This is a genomic window from Streptomyces sp. NPDC093018 (genome assembly GCF_040684035.1).
GTDB classification, from domain to species: Bacteria; Actinomycetota; Actinomycetes; order Streptomycetales; family Streptomycetaceae; genus Streptomyces; species Streptomyces murinus.
The window spans coordinates 60,664-75,389 of sequence record NZ_JBFBFF010000023.1; the positions used below are offsets into that span (position 1 = coordinate 60,664).

The window sequence follows — 14,726 nt, forward strand, 5'->3', positions numbered from 1 at the left end:
ACGGCCGCAATCACGGCCTCCGGCTGCCCCGTGCCGGCCGCCGGAGGGTCGCTCCGGGCGGTCGGGATTCAGCCTTGCCGAATCACCAGTCTGCCACCCTGCCGCTGGGCGACGACTCTGCCCGGGAGATTGATGGCTCCCTGGCCGCGCCAGCCGGTGATCAGGCGGTCGACTTCCTCGATGTGACGGGCGAACAGGGAACCGGCCGGGGCGCCGGCCTCGATGGCGGCGCGGCGCAGGATCCGGCGGCGCACGGCGGGCGGCAGGGCGTAGAGCTTGGCGCACTCCAGCAGCCCGGCGGCGTCCCGTACCGAGGCCTCGGCCTGACTGGCCCAGGAGTCGAGGGCGTCGGCGTCGTCGCGGGAGAGCTGGGCGGTGCGGGCGAGCGCCTCGACGACGCCCTTGCCGAGGGCCTTCTCCAGGGCGGGCAGGCCCTCGTGGCGCAGCCGGGAGCGGGTGTAGGCGGGGTCGGTGTTGTGGGGGTCGTCCCAGACGGGCAGGGACTGGACCATGCAGGCCTTGCGGGCGGTCTGCCGGTCAAGGTGGAGGAAGGGGCGCCGGTAACGGCCGCCGGCCCCCGAGACCGCGGCCATTCCGGACAGGGAGCGGATGCCGGAGCCGCGGGCGAGGCCCAGCAGGACGGTCTCGGCCTGGTCGTCGCGGGTGTGGCCGAGCAGGACCGCGGCGGCGCCGTGGCGGTCGAGCGCGGCGTCCAGGGCGGCGTAGCGGGCGTCCCGGGCGGCGGCCTCGGGTCCGCCGTCGCGGCCGACGTCGACGGAGACGGACTCGACGGGGTCGAGGCCGAGGCCGCGCATGCGCAGGGCGACCTCGTCGGCGCGTAGGTCGGAGCCGGGCTGGAGGCCGTGGTCGACGGTGATGCCGCCGGCGCGCAGGCCGAGCCGGGGGGCCTCGAAGGCGAGGGCGGAGGCGAGGGCCATGGAGTCGGCGCCGCCGGAGCACGCGACGAGCACGAGGGGGCTCTCGGGCGGGGCCAGCAGGGTGGATCCGAGCGGGGAGGGGAGCCGCTCGGCCAGCCGGTCCGGGCGCTCGCCGGAGGTCGGGAGGGTGTTCAGGATGTCGTGGAGGACGCGGCGGACCGCCAGGCGTATCGCCGCGACCGCAGGATGGGGACCCATTGTCCGGTTCCCTTCATGAAGTATCCGGGGGGTGAGCCCGATTCGGTCACTCAGAGTGTGTAGATGGTGACAGAAGCGGGCCGTTCCCCGAGCATCGCACGCCTACGCATGACTCACGGTCCCTCGGACGGGTGATTGGAGGGGCGTTCGACTGCCGTCGGCCGGATTCGATTCACGACCCCGGCGTGCGTTTCACGACTCGGCCTTGCGGTGCACCCGCGCGACCCAGTCCGCCGGTTTGGCGATCTCCGCCTTGGTGGGCAGGGTGTTGGGCGAGGTCCACACGCGGTTGAAGCCGTCGATGCCGACCTGGTCCGTTACGGCGCGTACGAAGCGTTCGCCGTCCCGGTACTGCTTGAGTTTGGCATCCAGGCCCAGCAGTTTGCGCAGGGCCTGGTCGAGTCGGGAGGCGCCCTTGGCGCGCCGCTGCTGGAACTTCTCCCGGATCTCGGCCACGGACGGTACGACGCTCGGGCCGACCCCGTCCATCACATAGTCGGCGTGGCCCTCCAGCAGGGACATCACGGCGGTGAGGCGGCCGAGGATCTCGCGCTGGGCGGGGGTCTGCACCAGCTCCACGAAGGAGCGGCCGCCGTCGTCCTCCTCGGCCTCGGGGCGGCCCCCGGCGAGGGACTGGGCGGCCTCCCGGATGCGCTCGATGAAGGTCATGGGGTCGACGTCCGTCTCCGCCAGGAAAGACTGGATCTCGCCCTCCAGGTGGTCACGCAGCCAGGGCACGGCCGTGAACTGCGTGCGGTGGGTCTCCTCGTGCAGGCACACCCACAGGCGGAAGTCGTGCGGTTCGACGTCGAGTTCGCGCTCCACATGGACGATGTTGGGCGCGACGAGCAGGAGGCGGCCGCCGCCGTTCGCGCCGGCGGGCAGATCGCGGCCGGCGGGGGCGAAGGTCTCGTACTGGCCGAGGACGCGGGAGGAGAGGAACGAGAGCAGCATGCCCAGTTCCACGCCGGTGACCTTGCCGCCGACGGCGCCGAGGACGGCGCTGCCCGGGGTGCCGCCGCGGCGTTCCTGCATCTTGTCCAGGAGCGGTTTGAGGATCTCCCGGAAGCCAGCGACATTGGCCCGGACCCAGCCGGGGCGGTCGACGACGAGCACGGGGGTGTCGTGGCTCTGCTCGGTCTCCAGCCGGGTGAAGCCCCTCACGTGCTCCTCCGAGGCCTTCGCGTGCCGCCGCAGCTCCGCGACGACGGACCGGGCCTCGTCACGCGAGACGTCGGGGCCGGGCCGTACGAGCCGAGTCGCGGTCGCCACCGCGAGGTTCCAGTCGACCATCCCGGGGGATGCGGTGCCTCCGAAGCCTGTCATGCGTCAACGGTACGTGAGCGTTACCACTTGGGGCAGGCCGTGGGCGCCGGGATCGGTGGGACACCGGGGTGCTGCGGGCCCGCGGCGGTGACCCTGCTGGTGTCCCGCCGGGTCAGCCGCAGCCGCACGCCGACAGTGCCGTCGCCGTCTTGTCCAGGGCCGACTGGGCGGCCATCGGGTCGGTGGTGCCGGAGGCCAGAAAGGCGAAGGCGAGCAGTCGGCCGTCCTGGTCGACGACCGTGCCGGCCAGGGTGTTGACGCCGGTCAGGGTGCCCGTCTTGGCGTGTACGAGACCGGCCGCGCCGTCGGCGTAGCGGGCGCTCAGCGTGCCGGTGAAGTGGGCGATGGGCAGGCCGGTGAGCAGGGGGCGCAGGCCGGGGTGGTCGGGGGTGCCGGCCTTGACCAGGATCGCGGTCAGCAGGTCGGCCGTGAGCCGGTCGTCGCGGTCGAGGCCGCTGCCGTCGTGGAAGGCGGTGCCGGTGAGCGGCAGGCCCAGCTTCCGCAGCTGCCCGGCGATCGCCTGCGCGCCCCCCTCGAAGCTGCCGGGCCGCCCGCTCGCGAGGGCGGTCTGCCGGGCGAGGGCCTCGGCGATGTCGTTGTCGCTGTTGGTCAGCATGCGTTCGACCAGGGCGGACAGCGGCGGCGAGGAGACGCTCGCGACGGTCTCGGCGCCCGCGGTGCCCTTGGCCGGGGCGGGGCCGGTCGCGTCGACACCTGCGGCCTTGAGGAAGCCCGCGAACTTCCGCGCCGCGTCCTGCGCCGGGTCGGCGACCCGGCGCACGGGTCCGCTGGCCGAGTTGTCGGTACGCCCCTCGTCGGCGACCAGCGCGCTGACCGGGGCCAGGTTGTCGTTGACCCCGATGGGGTGCAGGGCGGGACCGGCGTAGAGCCTTGTGTCGTACGACAGTGCGATCTTGTGGATGCCGCGTTCCCGCAGCGACGCCGCCGTCCGCGTCGCCAGGGTGCGCAGGCTCGCCCATCCGCCGGCCTTGGCGTGCGCGGTGAGCGTGGGGTCGCCGCCGCCGACCAGGACGAGTTCGCGGGTGCCGCCCAGGAGCGCGGTCCGGGTGGTGAAGCGGTGGTCCGGGCCGAGCGCGTTCAGGGCGGCCGCGGCGGTGGCGAGCTTGGTGGTGGAGGCGGGTGTGAGCCCCTTGTCGGGTCCGACGCCGTAGAGCCGCTTGCCGGTGGCCGCGTCGACCACCACCGCGGTATGGCCGTCCCCGAGCGCGGCGGAGCCCAGGAGCGGCCCCAGGACGTCCGCCAGGGCCGTGCCGCCCGCCGCCGGGGCCTGCCGGGTGTCCACGGGGCTGGTCGCGGCGCCCAGGCCCGCCAGGACGGCCGGGGCGCTCGGCGCGGGCCGCGGGCCGCCCGCCGCCGGGCCCGGCCCGTGATCTGCGCCACGTGCGTGCTCCAGGGCGGCCGCCCGGTCCCGCTCGGCCGTACGCTGACCGGTGGCGTCCCACGGCCCGGCCAGGGTCACCGCTCCGGCGGCGAGCACCAGGCCGGCGGTGGCGGCGCCCGCGGTGTACCGAAACGTGCTGAGGGAACGCGGACGGGGGAGGTCGGCGAGCAGCGGTCGTACCGTGGAAACCAGGCGTGTGACCTGCGGCTTCGCCGTTCTCACGGCGTGCGCGAGACGCGGTCGTACGGCGCTCGCGATCCGCCTCACCCGCGGTCCCGCGGCCCGCCAAGGCCCGAGCTCTGGCACGAACACCAGCCCCTTTCGCGATCACACACCTGCGTGAGGGACACTTAATCACCAGAACTATGTGCTGATCATGAAGGAGCCACCGGTGGAGTTCGACGTCACGATCGAGATCCCGAAGGGTTCGCGCAACAAGTACGAGGTGGACCACGAGACCGGTCGGATCCGTCTGGACCGTCGCCTCTTCACCTCGACCGCTTACCCGACCGACTACGGATTCGTCGAGAACACCCTCGGCGAGGACGGCGACCCGCTGGACGCGCTGGTCATCCTTGACGAGCCGACCTTCCCGGGTTGCCTGATCAAGTGCCGCGCGATCGGCATGTTCCGGATGACGGACGAGGCGGGCGGCGACGACAAGCTGCTGTGCGTGCCGGCCACCGACCCCCGGGTGGAGCACCTGCGCGACATCCACCACGTGTCGGAGTTCGACCGCCTGGAGATCCAGCACTTCTTCGAGGTCTACAAGGACCTGGAGCCCGGCAAGTCCGTCGAGGGCGCCAACTGGGTGGGCCGCACGGAGGCCGAGCAGGAGATCGAGCGGTCCTACAAGCGCTTCAAGGAGCAGGGCGGTCACTGACCCCCGGTTCGCGAAACGGGCCGCACGCTTTTGTGTGCGGCCCGTTTGCATGCCCGCCCGCGGTGCATGCGCATACTGAGGCCAGCGGAAGGTGTCGTTCAGGGACGGTGCGAGGTGACGGAGGCGGACGACCGCAAGCCCCGGTCGGACGAGGCGCGGTACGACCCGGAGATCACATCGGAGTTCGCCGTCCCCAAGGGACTCGACGTCCCGAGGACGGGGGGCGAGCCGGAGACGACCTCCGAGTTCCAGGTGCCGCAGGGGCTGCTCACGCCGCAGCCGCCGGGCGGGGAGCCGGAGGGATCGGCGTTCAGCACGCCGAGCACGTACGGCCCCCAGGGCGGGTTGACCGCGTTCACACCGGCCACCGGGGTGCCCCTGGTCAGCCTGGTCAAGGACGCGCCCTGGCAGGACCGGATGCGCACCATGCTGCGCATGTCGGTGGCGGACCGGCCCGCGCCCGAACCGGTGCAGCACGAGGAGGAGAGCGGCCCGGCCGTCCCGCGTGTGCTGGACCTGACCCTGCGTATCGGTGAGCTGCTGCTGGCGGGCGGCGAGGGCGCGGAGGACGTGGAGGCCGCGATGTTCGCGGTGTGCCGGTCCTACGGCCTCGACCGCTGCGAACCCAACGTGACCTTCACCCTGCTGTCGATCTCGCACCAGCCGTCCCTGGTCGAGGACCCGGTGACGGCCTCGCGGACGGTACGGCGCCGGGGCACCGACTACACCCGGCTGGCGGCCGTCTTCCGGCTGGTGGACGACCTGACCGACGCGGAGACCCATGTCTCCCTCGAGGAGGCCTACCGGCGGCTCGCGGAGATACGGCGCAACCGGCACCCCTACCCCGGCTGGGCGCTGTCGCTGGCCAGCGGGCTGCTGGCGGGCGCCGCCTCGATCCTCGTCGGCGGCGATCTGGTCGTGTTCTTCGCGGCGGCGGTCGGCGCGATGCTCGGCGACCGGCTCGCCTGGCTGTGCGCGGGCCGCGGGCTGCCGGAGTTCTACCAGTTCACGGTGGCGGCGATGCCGCCCGCGGCGATCGGGGTGGCGTTCGCGCTGTCCCCTGTGGACGTGAAGGCGTCCGCGGTGATCACCGGTGGGCTGTTCGCGCTGCTGCCGGGACGGGCGCTGGTGGCGGGCGTCCAGGACGGCCTGACGGGCTTCTACATCACCGCCTCGGCCCGCCTCCTGGAGGTCCTGTACTTCTTCGTGGGCATCGTCGCCGGGGTGCTGCTCGTCCTGTACTTCGGCGTGAAGGTGGGCGGCCAGCTCAACCCGGAGGCGGCGCTGCACATCTCCGAGCGGCCCCTGATCCAGATCGCGGCCTCCATGCTGCTGTCGCTGACCTTCGCGGTGCTGCTCCAGCAGGAACGGTCCACCGTGCTCTGGGTGACCCTCAACGGAGGCGTCGCCTGGAGCGTGTACGGCGCGATGCACTATGTCGCCGACATCTCGCCGGTGGCCTCCACGGCCGTCGCCGCGGGTCTGGTCGGGCTGTTCGGGCAGCTGCTGTCCCGCTACCGCTTCGCCTCCGCGCTGCCGTACACCACGGCCGCGATCGGACCGCTGCTGCCCGGTTCCGCCACGTACTTCGGGCTGCTGAACATGGCCCAGAACAACGTGGACAAGGGGCTGGTGTCACTGGCCAACGCGGCGTCGCTGGCCATGGCGATCGCGATCGGGGTCAACCTGGGCTCGGAGATCTTCCGGCTGTTCCTGCGGGTCGGCTCCCCCGGGAAGCGCCGGGCGGCGAAGCGGACCAGGGGTTTCTGAGCGGCTCACTGCTCCCGGTAGTCGTACCGGTACTGGCCCTGGTCCTGGCCCTGGCCCTGCTGCTGCGGGTACTGGCGCGGGTCGTAGTACGGCTGCTGGGGCTGGTGCTGCGGCTGGTTCCAGTCCTGCTGCCGGGGCTGCTGGTACTGGGGCTGCTGAGGCTGCTGGTACTGCGGCTGCTGGTACTGGGGCCGGTCGCCGTAGCCCTGGCCGCCGTAGCCCTCCTGGTGGCCGTAACCCTGGTCGCGCCCCTGGTCGCCGTACCGCTGCTCGCCGTACTGCTGCCCGCCGTACGGCTGCTGCTGTCCGTGGCGCTCGTCCGGCTCGATGCGGCGCAGCCGGGTGGTGGCGTCGTCCATGACCGGCGGCTGCGGGAACCGCGGCGCCTCGGCGGCGGGGCGGGGCTGCTCCGCGGGGGCCTTCTTGCTCTTGGCGCGGGCCCTGAGGTACTCGATCGCGATCGGGACCACCGAGACGAGGACGATCAGGATCAGGATCGCCTCGATGTTGTTCTTGACGACGGCGATGTTGCCGAGCCAGGAGCCGAGCAGGGTGACACCCGCGCCCCACAGGGTGCCGCCGATGACGTTGAAGATCAGGAAGGAGCGGTAGCGCATACCGCTCACGCCCGCGATGATCGGCGTGAAGGTGCGCACCACCGGCACGAAGCGGGCCAGGATCAGCGACTTGGGGCCGTACTTCTCGAAGAACTCGTGCGCCTTGACGACGTTCTCCTGCTTGAACAGGCGCGAGTCGGGCCGGTTGAACAGGGACGGGCCGACCTTCTTGCCGAACATGTAGCCCGCCTGGTCGCCGAGGACCGCGGCGACGCAGATCAGGGCGATCGCGCCCCACAGCGGGAAGTCCAGCTGGTGCGAGGTGATCAGCAGACCGCAGGTGAACAGCAGCGAGTCGCCGGGCAGGAAGAAGCCGATGAGCAGGCCGGACTCGGCGAAGACTATGAGCAGCAGACCCCAGATGCTGTACGTGTCGAGCAGATAGTTGGGATCGAGCCAGCTCGGGCCTAGGGCGAGTGTCATCACGGGTCCGGGCTCCTGAAGGGGGGAGAAGGGGCGGCTACGGTGACCGAGTAGGGCCGCACAAAGCTATCAACGTGACGTGACCGCCCCGGGTTCCCCCGATGACGCCCGGGACGACGGGAAGAAAGCGGTGATCCATGGGACTCGACGACTTCGGCGGCGGTCAGGGACCCCAGCCGGACGTACTGGTCGTGACGACGAACGACGTGCCGGGCCACCGGGTGGAGCGGGTGATCGGCGAGGTCTTCGGGCTCACCGTGCGCTCCCGGCATCTGGGCAGCCAGATCGGCGCCGGGCTGAAGTCGATGATCGGCGGCGAGCTGAAGGGGCTCACCAAGACGCTGGTGCAGACCCGCAACCAGGCCATGGAGCGCCTGGTGGAGCAGGCACGCGCGCGGGGCGCCAACGCGGTGCTCGCGTTCCGGTTCGACGTGACGGAGGCGGCGGACACGGGCACCGAGGTCTGCGCGTACGGCACCGCGGTGGTCCTGGCCCGGGAGTGACCCGGGGCCAGGACCGGTTCGAGGGCGCGCCGGCCGCTCAGGAGGCCCGGTCGGCGTTCGCCAGGATCGCGTCGCGCAGGTGTTCGGCGAGCCCGGGGTGCATCGCGTCGTAGTACGCCTTGAAGCGCTCGTCGGCGACATACATCTCGGCGAGGCAGCGGTGCATCGGGTACGGGCAGTCGTAGAACCACCGGCCGAAGTGCTGCCGGTGCTCCTCGGCCATGGCCCCGGCGGCCTCCCCCGTCGCGGACTCGCCCGCGGCCACCAGGCGGGTGTAGCGCTCGTTCCAGTCGTCCACCTCGGCCCGGAGCCGCTTCCAGTCCTCCTTGCCGTAAGTGGCGGCGCGGCGCTGGGACTCGGCCCACTGCGCCGTGCCGCCCCAGCGTGCCTCCGCCTCCTCGGCGTACTGCTCGGGGTCCTGGTCCCCGAACACCTCGAACCGCTCCTCGGGTGTCAGATCGATGCCCATCCTGCGTGCCTCCATGGCGTGTTCCACGGCCTCGGCCATCCGGCGCAGCTTCTCGATCCGGGCGGTCAGCAGGGCGTGCTGCCGGCGCAGATGCGCACGCGGGTCCGCGTCCGGGTCGTCGAGCAGCACCGTGACCTCGTCGAGCGGGAAGCCGAGCTCCCGGTAGAACAGGATCCGCTGGAGCCGGTCGAGGTCGGCGTCGGTGTAGCGGCGGTGACCCGCATGGGTGCGCCCGCCGGGCACCAGGAGGCCGATCTCGTCGTAGTGGTGCAGGGTGCGCACCGTGACACCGGCGAAGCCCGCGACCTGTCCCACGGAGTAGCCCAACTGTCCGCTCCCTTCCGTTCGTCGGTCGGTACGACGGTCAGCCTGCGGCCTCACGTGACGTGAGGTGCAAGTCCGCGGCGACCCTGATGCCGGGGCACGGGGGATCAGGGTAGGCGTCCGGGTCATTCCGGATGTCGGGGTGGTGCGGCCTTGCATAAGGTGGCGGCGAGGAGGCAGCCATGGCCCTGCACAGAGGTCCGCAGAAGCATCAGGAGCGGGTGTTGTCCGTCAACCCGTTCTTCGGGGAGGCGAACCCGGTCGGCGGTATGACCGAGGCCCCGCCCACACACCGGCTTCCGGACGCCCCGATGCCGCCCACGACCGCCTATCAGCTGGTGCACGACGAGCTGATGCTGGACGGCAACTCCCGGCTGAACCTGGCCACGTTCGTCAGCACCTGGATGGAGCCGCAGGCCGGCGTGCTGATGTCGGAGTGCCGGGACAAGAACATGATCGACAAGGACGAGTATCCGCGCACCGCCGAGCTGGAGCGGCGCTGCGTGGCGATGCTCGCGGATCTGTGGAACGCGCCGGATCCGGCGGCCGCGGTGGGCTGTTCGACCACGGGATCCAGCGAGGCCTGCATGCTGGCCGGGATGGCCCTGAAGCGCCGCTGGACGCAGCGCAACGCCGACCGGTACCCGGGCGCCCGGCCCAACCTGGTGATGGGGATCAACGTCCAGGTGTGCTGGGAGAAGTTCTGCAACTTCTGGGAGGTGGAGGCGCGGCTGATCCCCATGGACGGCGACCGCTACCACCTGGACCCGCGGGCGGCGGCCGAGCTGTGCGACGAGAACACCATCGGTGTCGTCGGCATCCTCGGCTCGACCTTCGACGGTTCCTACGAGCCGATCGCCGAGCTGTGCGCGGCCCTGGACGCCCTCCAGGAGCGCACCGGGCTGGACATCCCGGTGCATGTGGACGGAGCGTCCGGCGCGATGGTGGCGCCCTTCCTGGACGAAGACCTGGTGTGGGACTTCCGGCTGCCGCGGGTGGCCTCCATCAACACCTCGGGGCACAAGTACGGACTGGTGTATCCAGGTGTCGGCTGGGCCCTGTGGCGGGACTCGCAGGCGCTGCCGGAGGAGCTGGTCTTCCGGGTGAACTACCTGGGCGGCGACATGCCGACCTTCGCCCTCAACTTCTCCCGCCCCGGCGCACAGGTCGTCGCGCAGTACTACAACTTCCTGCGCCTGGGCCGCGAGGGCTACCGCGCGGTCCAGCAGTCCACCCGTGACGTGGCCCGCTCCCTCGCCGACCGCATCGAGGGCCTCGGCGACTTCCGGCTGCTGACCCGGGGCGACGAACTCCCGGTGTTCGCGCTGACCACGGCCGACCATGTCACGGCGTACGACGTCTTCGACGTCTCCCGCCGGATGCGCGAGAGCGGCTGGCTGGTCCCGGCGTACACCTTCCCGGCCAACCGGGAGGACCTCTCCGTCCTGCGCATCGTCTGCCGCAACGGCTTCTCGCACGACCTGGCCGACCTCTTCCTGGACGACCTGACCCGCCTTCTGCCGGAACTGCGCCGCCAGCCGCATCCGCTGAACCGGGACAAGGGGGCGGCGACGAGCTTCCACCACTAGAGCACCACCGGGCAGGACGGGCGGTGGCCGACGGCGGCTCGGCGGCCGACGGCGGCTCGGCGGGCTCAGGTCAGCCCCGCGCCCGCTCCAGGGCCACCAGCTCGAACGCGGTCCTCCCGTCGAGGGACTCGCGGACGATGTCGGCGTGGCCGGCGTGGCGGGCGGTCTCCCGGATCAGATGGAGGCAGAGCCAGCGCAGGGAGACCCGGCCCTCCGGCGGGAACCAGGGATCCGGCGGGAGCGGGAAGGTGTCGTCCAGGCTCGGGGCGGAGCGGACGAACTTCTCCGTGTCGGCGGCGACCTGCTCAAAGTGGGCGAGCTGCGAGGCCACCGTCTCCTCGCCGACCAGCTCGAAGCTCTCGTGCCAGTTGGTCTCGTCGCGCCGTACCGGCGGCGCCTCCTGCCTGGCCCGGGCGAGCCACATCTGCTCGACCTCGGCGACATGCTTGAGCAGCCCGCCCAGCGACAGCTCGCTCGCGCTCGGCCGGGTGCGGGCCTGCTCCTCGGTCAGCCCGAGCACCGACCGGCGGATCCCGCCGCGCTGCTCCTCGATGAACGCGAGCAGCGCTCCCCGCTCGTCGCCCCGCACCTCCGCGGACACATGCGTGACCATGACCGGCCGCCTTTCCTCGGTTCGCCGTGGCGTTCGCCCCGACACCGGAAAAGCTACGGGCCCTCTAGGTCAGATCCTGTCCTAAAGGGCCCCGCGGGATGGCCGGAAGATCGGCGGCGGTCAGAACGGGAAGCCGCTGCGCCCGTGCTGGACGGAGATCCACTTGACCGTGGTGAACGCCTCCAGGGTCGTCTCGCCGTTGAGCCGGCCGACACCGGAGTGCTTCTCGCCGCCGAAGGGCACGATCGGCTCGTCGTGCACGGTGCCGTCGTTCACATGGAACATGCCGGTGTCGACCCGCTTGGCGAAGGAGACGCCCCGCTCGATGTTCCCGGTGTGGACGGCGCCGCTGAGCCCGTACGGCGTGTCGTTGACGATCCGCACCGCCTCCTCCTCGCCGTCGAACGGCACCAGGAAGACGACCGGTCCGAACACCTCCTGCTGGAGCAGCGGGGAGTCGGCGGGGACGCCGGTGAGCACCGAGGGCTCGACCAGGTTGTTGGTCGTACCGCCGTGCACCAGCGCCGTCGCGCCCTCCGCGAGCGCCTGCTCGACCACGCCGGAAACGGCGTTCGCCTGCGCGGAGTTGATCACCGGGCCGATGACGGTCTCCGGGTCACTCGGGTCGCCCACCTTGAGGGTGCGCACCTTGGCGACGAACTTCTCGGTGAACTCGTCCGCGACCGAGCGGTCCACCAGGACCCGGTTGGCGGCCATGCAGACCTGCCCCTGGTGCACGAACCGGCTGAAGACCGCCGCGTCCACCGCGTAGTCGAGGTCCGCGTCGTCCAGCACCACCAGGGCGCTGTTGCCGCCCAGTTCGAGCACCGAGCGCTTGAAGTTCGCGGCGCAGACCGTGGCCACGTGCCGGCCCACCTGGTCGGAGCCGGTGAAGGAGATGACCTTCGGGACGGGGTGCTCGATGAAGGCGTCGCCGATCTCGGCGATGTCGGTGACGACCACGTTCAGCAGCCCGGCGGGCAGCCCCGCCTCCTCGAAGAGCCTGGCGATCAGGGTGCCGCCCGCGATCGGGGTGTTCTGGTGCGGCTTGAGCACCACGCCGTTGCCGAGCGCGAGCGCCGGGGCGACGGACTTCAGCGACAGCAGGAAGGGGAAGTTGAAGGGGCTGATCACGCCCACGACGCCCACCGGGACCCGGTAGACGCGGTTCTCCTTGCCCTCACCCGGGGAGGGCAGGATCCGGCCCTCGGGGCGCAGCGCCAGGTGGACGGACTCGCGCAGGAACTCCTTGGCGAGGTGCAGCTCGAAGCCGGCCTTCAACCGGGTGCCGCCGAGCTCCGCGATGATCAGGTCGGCTATCTCCTGCTCGCGGTCCTCGACCAGCCTGAGCACCCGCTCGAACACCGAGCGCCGGGCGTACGGATTGGTGTCCGCCCAGGCCTTCTGGGCGCGCTCGGCGGCCCGGTATGCCTGGTCGATTTCGTCGACGGTGGCCACGGTGATCGAGGCCAGCTTCTCGTCGTCGTACGGGTTGAAGTCGATGACGTCCCAGGAACCGCTGCCCGGTCGCCATTCGCCGTCGATGTACTGCTGGGCCAGGTCGCTGAAATAGGACGACATGTGATCCCTCAATCACTAGCGGAGCCGGAACCCGGCCACGGTCTGAGTCTGATCACACGTCATCCTACTTGCGGGTCAGGAGAGTTGGAGTAGTCCTCTCAGAAGATCCCGGCTCTCGTCCGGACCCGGACTGTCCTGCTGCAACTCCTTCAGCGCCTGCTCGTACTGGGCCACGTCCTCGCGCTTGTCGAGGTACAGGGCACTGGTCAGCTGCTCCAGGTAGACGACGTCGGAGAGGTCGGACTCGGGGAAGCTGAGGATGGTGAAGGCGCCGCTCTCGCCGGAGTGCCCGCCGAAGCTGAACGGCATGACCTGGAGCCGCACATTGGGCCGCTCGGAGATGTCGATGAGGTGCTGGAGCTGGCCGCGCATCACCTCGCGGTCGCCGTAGGGGCGGCGCAGGGCGGCCTCGTCCAGGACGATGTGGAACTCGGGGGCGTTGTCGGAGAACAGGTGCTTCTGGCGCTCCAGGCGCAGCGCGACCCGCCGTTCGACGTCGTCGACGCTCGCGCCCTTCATGCCGCGCCGGACCACCGCGCGGGCGTACTCCTCGGTCTGGAGCAGGCCGTGCACGAACTGCACCTCGTAGGTGCGGAGCAGGGTGGCGGCGCCCTCCAGGCCCACATAGGTGGGGAACCAATTGGGCAGGACGTCGCTGTAACTGTGCCACCAGCCCGCCACGTTGGCCTCGCGGGCGAGGGACAGCAGCGACTGGCGCTCCGCCTCGTCCGTGATGCCGTACAGCGTCAGCAGGTCCTCGACGTCTCTCGTCTTGAAGCTCACCCGGCCCAGCTCCATCCGGCTGATCTTCGACTCGGACGCTCGGATGGAATACCCCGCCGCCTCACGCGTGATCCCCCGAGCTTCACGCAGTCGCCTGAGTTGCGAGCCGAGCAGCATCCGCCGCACCACCGATCCGGGCTCTCCCGCGCTCACGTTCGCCAGCCTCCCCAACCGTCTTCAGGGGCCGAAGTCTGCCACTAAAACGCTTCGGGCAGTACTCGTACGGTTACGGAAACGGAGAGAGCGGGGCCGTTTCCGGCAGGCGGGAAGGGGAGGAGGTCGGTACCACTGGCGGGAACCCTCATGGAGATGGCAGAAAAAATGGCCAAGAAGCGGTACGGGCCTGTCCATTTCGGTCGCGTGCACGTGCATCTGCCCTTGCATCTGCTCTTCCCATCCGAAACCATGGTCCCGCGCCACCGCTGCATCGCAACGACCGCGAATTCCCGGGAGTGCCTCGCATGGGGACGAATGGATCGACCATGCTCAAGCCGTTACGGCAGGGCCTTCCGCCGTTGGACCCCGCGGCCGTGTCCAGCGCCGCGTCCTGTGCTCTGCCGGCGCGGTACGAAGCGGTGCGCGAGGCTCGGCGGTTCACCCGGGACACCCTTGAACAGTGGGGCGTGAACGAGCGCTTCGACGATGTCTGCCTGGTCGTCTCCGAACTCGTCACCAATGCGCTGCGGCATGCGCTGCCGGGTGAGCACGGGTGTACGGAGGAGCATGTCTCCTCGGTACGGCTGCACTTGATGCGGTGGGCCGAGCGGCTGGTCTGCGCGGTGCGGGACCCCAGTCATGAGTCGCCGGTGCCGCGGGACTCCGACGACTTCTCGGCGGAGTCCGGGCGGGGGCTCTTCCTGGTCGACTCCTTCGCGGACAGCTGGGGCTGGCATCCGCTGGCCGGTCCGCTGGAGGGGAAGGTCGTCTGGGCGATGTTCCACGTGGAACACCCGGCCTGACCGTCTACGCGCGTCGCCCTCCGCCCTTTTCCCTCGCCCGCACACAGGCATGCCCGTGTGCGGGCGGGTTCAGCTCGCGATCAGGTGATCGAACTCGCCGTCCTTGACGCCCAGCAGCATCGCTTCTATCTCGGCCCGCGTGTAGACCAGCGCGGGACCGTCCGGAAAGCGGGAGTTGCGGACGGCGACCTCACCGCCCGGCAGGCGCGCGAACTCCACGCACGAACCCTGTGAGTTGCTGTGCCTGCTCTTCTGCCAGGCCACTCCGTCCAGCTGCGTGGCAGCCATGCCGTTGTACACGTCGTACCCCCCGAACACGCCGTCAACGTCGCGGTCCACAGGTCGCTC

At 70.9% G+C, this 14,726-nt stretch carries 14 protein-coding genes; 5 read left to right on the forward strand and 9 right to left on the reverse strand.

Translation table 11 applies throughout. The features are described 5' to 3' along the window. Nucleotides 1–68 precede the first annotated feature (68 nt). The 3 genes from tilS to dacB form a co-directional block, all read right to left on the reverse strand. Nucleotides 69–1,136, reverse strand: coding sequence for a tRNA lysidine(34) synthetase TilS (tilS, locus tag AB0N90_RS34345; RefSeq protein ID WP_361682739.1), 1,068 nt, complete (start codon nt 1,134–1,136; stop codon nt 69–71). Nucleotides 1,137–1,328: 192 nt separating this feature from the next. Next, a complete protein-coding gene (locus AB0N90_RS34350) occupies nt 1,329–2,429 on the reverse strand; it encodes a zinc-dependent metalloprotease (RefSeq protein ID WP_365203139.1) in 1,101 nt (366 codons plus the stop codon). Nucleotides 2,430–2,574: 145 nt separating this feature from the next. Then, entirely contained in the window at nt 2,575–4,131 is a 1,557-nt protein-coding gene (gene dacB / locus AB0N90_RS34355; protein WP_365203075.1) for a D-alanyl-D-alanine carboxypeptidase/D-alanyl-D-alanine-endopeptidase, read from the reverse strand. A gap of 124 nt (nt 4,132–4,255) precedes the next feature. Between dacB and AB0N90_RS34360 the strand changes: the two genes are divergently transcribed. Beyond that, on the forward strand, nt 4,256–4,747 hold the full coding sequence (locus AB0N90_RS34360) for an inorganic diphosphatase (protein ID WP_037660367.1): 492 nt from the start codon (nt 4,256–4,258) through the stop codon (nt 4,745–4,747). Between the two features lie 114 nt (nt 4,748–4,861). Further along, nucleotides 4,862–6,517 carry a threonine/serine exporter family protein gene (locus AB0N90_RS34365; protein WP_361682736.1) on the forward strand — a complete coding sequence of 552 codons (1,656 nt, stop codon included), beginning with the start codon at nt 4,862–4,864 and terminating at the stop codon, nt 6,515–6,517. A 5-nt stretch (nt 6,518–6,522) separates the two neighbouring features. On the opposite strand, the gene AB0N90_RS34370 is transcribed toward AB0N90_RS34365, so the two are convergent. Then, nucleotides 6,523–7,560, reverse strand: coding sequence for a VTT domain-containing protein (locus AB0N90_RS34370; protein WP_365203078.1), 1,038 nt, complete (start codon nt 7,558–7,560; stop codon nt 6,523–6,525). A gap of 134 nt (nt 7,561–7,694) precedes the next feature. On the opposite strand from AB0N90_RS34370, the gene AB0N90_RS34375 reads away from it, so the two are divergent. Then, on the forward strand, nt 7,695–8,060 hold the full coding sequence (locus tag AB0N90_RS34375) for a YbjQ family protein (RefSeq protein ID WP_365203080.1): 366 nt from the start codon (nt 7,695–7,697) through the stop codon (nt 8,058–8,060). A 37-nt stretch (nt 8,061–8,097) separates the two neighbouring features. On the opposite strand, the gene AB0N90_RS34380 is transcribed toward AB0N90_RS34375, so the two are convergent. Continuing rightward, a complete protein-coding gene (locus AB0N90_RS34380) occupies nt 8,098–8,856 on the reverse strand; it encodes a MerR family transcriptional regulator (protein WP_365203082.1) in 759 nt (252 codons plus the stop codon). A gap of 179 nt (nt 8,857–9,035) precedes the next feature. On the opposite strand from AB0N90_RS34380, the gene AB0N90_RS34385 reads away from it, so the two are divergent. Then, a complete protein-coding gene (locus tag AB0N90_RS34385; protein WP_365203084.1) occupies nt 9,036–10,442 on the forward strand; it encodes a glutamate decarboxylase in 1,407 nt (468 codons plus the stop codon). 70 nt (nt 10,443–10,512) lie between these two features. On the opposite strand, the gene AB0N90_RS34390 is transcribed toward AB0N90_RS34385, so the two are convergent. The 3 genes from AB0N90_RS34390 to AB0N90_RS34400 all read right to left on the reverse strand — a co-directional run bounded on the left by AB0N90_RS34390 (nt 10,513) and on the right by AB0N90_RS34400 (nt 13,536). Further along, nucleotides 10,513–11,055, reverse strand: a complete 543-nt coding sequence (locus tag AB0N90_RS34390) for a DinB family protein (protein WP_365203086.1) — start codon at nt 11,053–11,055, stop codon at nt 10,513–10,515. A gap of 120 nt (nt 11,056–11,175) precedes the next feature. Beyond that, nucleotides 11,176–12,636: an aldehyde dehydrogenase family protein gene (locus tag AB0N90_RS34395; protein ID WP_365203087.1), complete on the reverse strand. Its 1,461-nt coding sequence runs from the start codon at nt 12,634–12,636 to the stop codon at nt 11,176–11,178. A gap of 75 nt (nt 12,637–12,711) precedes the next feature. Continuing rightward, nucleotides 12,712–13,536, reverse strand: a complete 825-nt coding sequence (locus tag AB0N90_RS34400; protein WP_361682830.1) for a helix-turn-helix transcriptional regulator — start codon at nt 13,534–13,536, stop codon at nt 12,712–12,714. Between the two features lie 344 nt (nt 13,537–13,880). Between AB0N90_RS34400 and AB0N90_RS34405 the strand changes: the two genes are divergently transcribed. Further along, the gene (locus AB0N90_RS34405; protein ID WP_365203089.1) at nt 13,881–14,378 is read left to right on the forward strand and encodes an ATP-binding protein; all 498 of its coding nucleotides are present in this window, start codon (nt 13,881–13,883) and stop codon (nt 14,376–14,378) included. A 69-nt stretch (nt 14,379–14,447) separates the two neighbouring features. Here the strand turns inward: AB0N90_RS34405 and AB0N90_RS34410 are convergent, their stop codons facing one another. Then, nucleotides 14,448–14,666, reverse strand: coding sequence for a DUF397 domain-containing protein (locus AB0N90_RS34410; RefSeq protein ID WP_048910258.1), 219 nt, complete (start codon nt 14,664–14,666; stop codon nt 14,448–14,450). Nucleotides 14,667–14,726: the final 60 nt, after the last annotated feature.